Below are 4105 nucleotides of genomic sequence, written 5' to 3'. Positions count from 1 at the left end.
CGCGCCCGCCGCCAAGGTCGGACAGCTGGTTCCCTCGGCCGGGGCCGGAGCCTTGGCCTTCGCCCCGCCGCAGGGCGCGCCGCTCAGCTTCGCCGACATCTTCCAGCAGGTCGCCCCCGCCGTGGTGCAGATCGACGTGAAGACCCGCGTTCAGCGCCCGCGCGGCGGCGTGTTCCAGATCCCCGGCTTCGGCGCCGTGCCTATCCCCGGCGCGCCGGGCGGCTCGGGCGAGGAGGGCGAAGACAACTCGACCACGGCCCTGGGCGCCGGCTCGGGTTTCCTGATCTCGGCCGACGGCTTCATCGTGACGAACAACCACGTCGTCGAGAACGCCGAGGAGATCAACGTCAAGTTCAGCGACGGCCGCGAGTTGAAGGGCAGACTGATCGGCCGCGACGAGGGCACCGACCTGGCGGTCATCAAGGTCGAAGGCTCGGCCTTCCCCTTCGTCAGCTTTGAAGAATCCGCCGAGCCGCGCGTCGGCGACTGGGTCATCGCCGTGGGCAACCCCTTCGGCCTGGGCGGCACGGCGACGGCGGGCATCGTCTCGGCCAAGTCGCGCGACATCGATCCGGCCGGCTACAACGAATATCTGCAGATCGACGCCGCCATCAACCGGGGCAACTCGGGCGGACCGACCTTCGACATCTATGGCCGCGTGATCGGCGTGAACACGGCGATCTTCTCGCCGTCGGGCGGCTCGGTCGGCATCGGCTTCGCCATTCCGGCGACCACGGCCAAGGCTGTCACCGACAAGCTGATGCGCGGCGAAAGCGTCGAGCGCGGCTATCTGGGCGTTCAGATCCAGACCCTGTCCAAGGATGCGGCGGCCGCCCTGGGGCTGAGCGAAGACACCAAGGGCGCCTATGTCGCCGAGGTGACGGCCGGCGCGCCCGGCGAGCGGGGCGGCATGCAGATCGGCGACGTGGTCGTCAGCGTGAACGGCGATGCGGTCGACAGCTCGACCGAACTGACCCGACGCGTGGCCCGCGCCAAGCCCGGCGACACGCTGCGGCTGGAAGTTCTGCGCGACGGCAAGCGCCAGACGTTGAACATCCGCGCCGGCACCCGTCCGTCGGAAGCCGAACTGAACGGCGGCCAGGATTCGGGCGCTCCGCAACCGGGCGAGGACGGCGCCGCCGCCAGCCAGTCGATCGAGGGCATGACGGTGACGCCGATCACTGCGGCCCTGCGTCAGCGCTACTCCATCCCCGACGGCACTGAGGGCGTCGTTCTCACCGCCGTGGCGCCTCGTTCGGAGGCGGGCAAACTCGGAATGCGCCCGGGCTTCGTAATCCAGCGCGCCAACAACCGTGTGGTCCGCTCGGAAGCCGATTTGAAGGCGGCCGTTGATGCGGCGCGGACGGCGGGACGGCCGGGGGTCTTCCTGCTGATCCGGACACCGGCGGGCAATACCTCGACGGTTCTGCCCTTCGCCAAGTCTGAATAAGGCGTAACTCACGGGATCGGCGGCGATGCGCTAACATCGCCGCCGAATCTTTTTTGGGAGGCTGCATGCGTATTCTGGTGGTTGAGGACGACGCTGAAGCCGCGACCGCCATGGTGCGCGGCCTGAGCGAGGCCGGGCATGAAGTCACCCATGCGGTGGACGGCGCCTTCGGCCTGCTTGAGTCGCAGAAGGGCGGCTACGACGTCTATGTCGTGGACCGCATGATGCCGCGCCTGGACGGCGTCGGCATGGTCGAGACCATCCGCAAGGGCGGGGATCAGACGCCGGTCCTGTTCCTGTCCGCCCTGGGCGAGGTCGAGGATCGCGTCACGGGTCTGAAGGCGGGCGCCGACGACTACCTGGTCAAGCCCTATGCCCTGGCCGAACTGGTCGCGCGGGTCGAGGCCCTGTCGCGCCGCCGCGAGACGGGCGGGGTGCAGACCGTGCTCAAGGTCGGCGACCTGGAGATGAACCTGATCGCTCGTACGGTCCACCGCGACGGGCAGGAGATCGACCTGCAGCCGCGCGAGTTCCAACTGCTGGAGTTCCTAATGCGCCACGCGGGCCAGTCGGTGACGCGCACCATGCTGTTGGAGAAGGTCTGGGAATATCATTTCGACCCCCAGACCAACGTCATCGACGTGCACATCAGCCGCCTGCGCTCCAAGATCGACAAGGGCTTCGACAAGGCCATGCTGCAGACCGTGCGCGGCGCGGGGTACCGGCTGGAGGCGTAAGGCCCCGGCATGAAACTGCCCTCGCTCTTTCGACGGACGCCCTTTCGGCTGACGCTGCTGTTTCTGGCGCTGTTCGTGGCGACGGCCAGTGCGGTGCTGGCCTATGTCTACTTCGCCTCGGCGTCCGAGGCGCGGGCGCGGGCGGAGGCTAGCGTTCAGGGCGAAGTCGAGAGCCTGACCGCCATCTATCGCACGCGCGGCCGCGACGCGCTGAATCAGGCGCTGGTCGAACGCGCGATCCGCAACGGGCCGTATCTTTACGTCTTCAAGAACGCCGAAGGTCAAATCATCACCGCCAACATCACCGACGTGCCGGACGGGGTGAAGCCGGGGCAGTGGGATAGCTTTCGTCTGACGGATACGGACGAAGACGGCCGTGTCCGGCGCCGTCAGTCGATCGGTATCAACACCCCCCTGTCCGGCGGCGAGCACCTGTTCGTGGGCGAGGACATCGGCGACATCGAGGCCTATCTGGCCCGCCTGACCCAGGCCCTGTGGGGGGCCATGGTCATGGTGCTGGTGCTGGGCGTCGGCGGCGGGCTGTGGATCAGCCGGGGCGTTGAGCGCGCTATGGCTGGCCTGAACCGCGTGGTGGCGGCGGTGCAGGAGGGCGACCTGAAGACCCGCGTCCCGATCCGCCACTCCGGCGACGAGCTGGACGAACTGGCCGAAGGGCTGAACGGGATGCTGGACCGGCTGGAGGGCTCGATGGCCTCGATCCGCCACGCGGGCGACGCCATCGCCCACGACCTGCGGACCCCGCTGAACCGGATGAAGGCCAAGATGGAGGTCGCCCTGATCGACGCCGAGGCGGGGCGGACGTCGGGCGTGGACGCCCTGGGCGTGGCGCTGGACGAGGCGGACGCCCTGCTGAAGACCTTCAACACCGTGCTGGCCATCGCCCGTCTGCAGGCGGGCGGGGCGCCCGATCCCAAGGTGTTCGACGCCGCCGACCTGGCCGCCGACATGGCCGAGCTGTACGAACCGGCGGGCGAGGACAAGGGGCTGGAGTTCGCCGCCGAGATCGAGAAGGGCCTGATGATCGAGGGCAACCAGCCTTTCCTGGCCCAGGCGCTGGCCAATCTGATCGACAACGCCATCAAATATACGCCGGAGGGCGGGGCGGTGATGTTCCGCGCGCGCCGCCGTTCGTCGGGCGATGTGGAGTTTTCCGTGACTGACAACGGACCGGGCGTGCCGGACGAGGATCGCGAGCGCGTGCTGCAACGCTTCGTCCGCCTGGACAACAGCCGCACCGAGCCGGGGTCGGGCTTGGGTCTGTCGCTGGTCACGGCGGTGGCCGAGGCGCACGGCGGTCGCATCCAGTTGGACGAGGGGCCGGGCGTCTATGACGGGCGCGGGCCGGGCCTGCGCGTGGCCCTGATCCTGCCCGCCGCCAGCCGGGCGCTTGAGGCCGAGGCGTGAGCGAGGCGCTGGCGAAACGATTGCAGCCCTGCGGTCCCGTGCGCGACGCTGAAGCGGCGGCGCGCCTGCATGAACGGCTGGCCGAGGCGGCGGACGCCGACGGCTGGCGCGCGACTCTGGATGCGGCCTGGACGGCGCTGACGCCGGCCTTCGCCGCCTCGCCCTATCTGGCGGGGCTGGCGCGGCGCTGGCCGGATCGGTTGCGGCGGACGCTGGACAGCGATCCCGAGGCGCGGCTGGCGGAGATTCTGGCGGCGACTGAAGCCGTGGCAGGCGCGCCGGACGAGGCCAAGGCGCCGCTGCGTAATCTGAAGGCGGAACTGCATCTGCTGACGGCCCTGTGCGATCTGGGCGGAGTCTGGGATCTGGATCAGGTGACGGGCGCCCTGTCGCGGTTCGCCGACGCGGCGGCGCGCGCGGCGCTCAGGATCACGGCCGACGACTGGCGCAGGCGCGGGCGGCTGGTCTCGGCGCCCGACGATCCGCGCGGGCC

The 4105-nt window shown here is 69.6% G+C and carries 3 protein-coding genes and 1 pseudogene; all 4 read left to right on the top strand.

Going from position 1 to position 4105, the window contains the following annotated elements; genetic code table 11:
- Positions 1 to 1450: Do family serine endopeptidase (locus B2Y21_RS00385; protein ID WP_292055865.1), on the top strand; the 1450-nt coding region annotated here is incomplete at its 5' end.
- Positions 1451 to 1515: 65 nt separating this feature from the next.
- Positions 1516 to 2187: a response regulator transcription factor gene (locus B2Y21_RS00380; RefSeq protein ID WP_292055863.1), complete on the top strand. Its 672-nt coding sequence runs from the start codon at positions 1516 to 1518 to the stop codon at positions 2185 to 2187.
- Between the two features lie 9 nt (positions 2188 to 2196).
- Positions 2197 to 3612, top strand: a complete 1416-nt coding sequence (locus B2Y21_RS00375; protein ID WP_292055861.1) for a sensor histidine kinase — start codon at positions 2197 to 2199, stop codon at positions 3610 to 3612.
- Positions 3609 to 4105: pseudogene (locus B2Y21_RS00370) on the top strand (glutamine-synthetase adenylyltransferase); the annotation flags it as partial. The gene B2Y21_RS00375 and the pseudogene B2Y21_RS00370, both read left to right, overlap by 4 nt.

This window comes from Brevundimonas sp. UBA5936 (genome assembly GCA_002430835.1).
GTDB lineage: Bacteria > Pseudomonadota > Alphaproteobacteria > Caulobacterales > Caulobacteraceae > Brevundimonas.
Note: the sequence above shows the minus strand (reverse complement) of the source record. Positions and strands in the feature narration are given on the sequence as shown.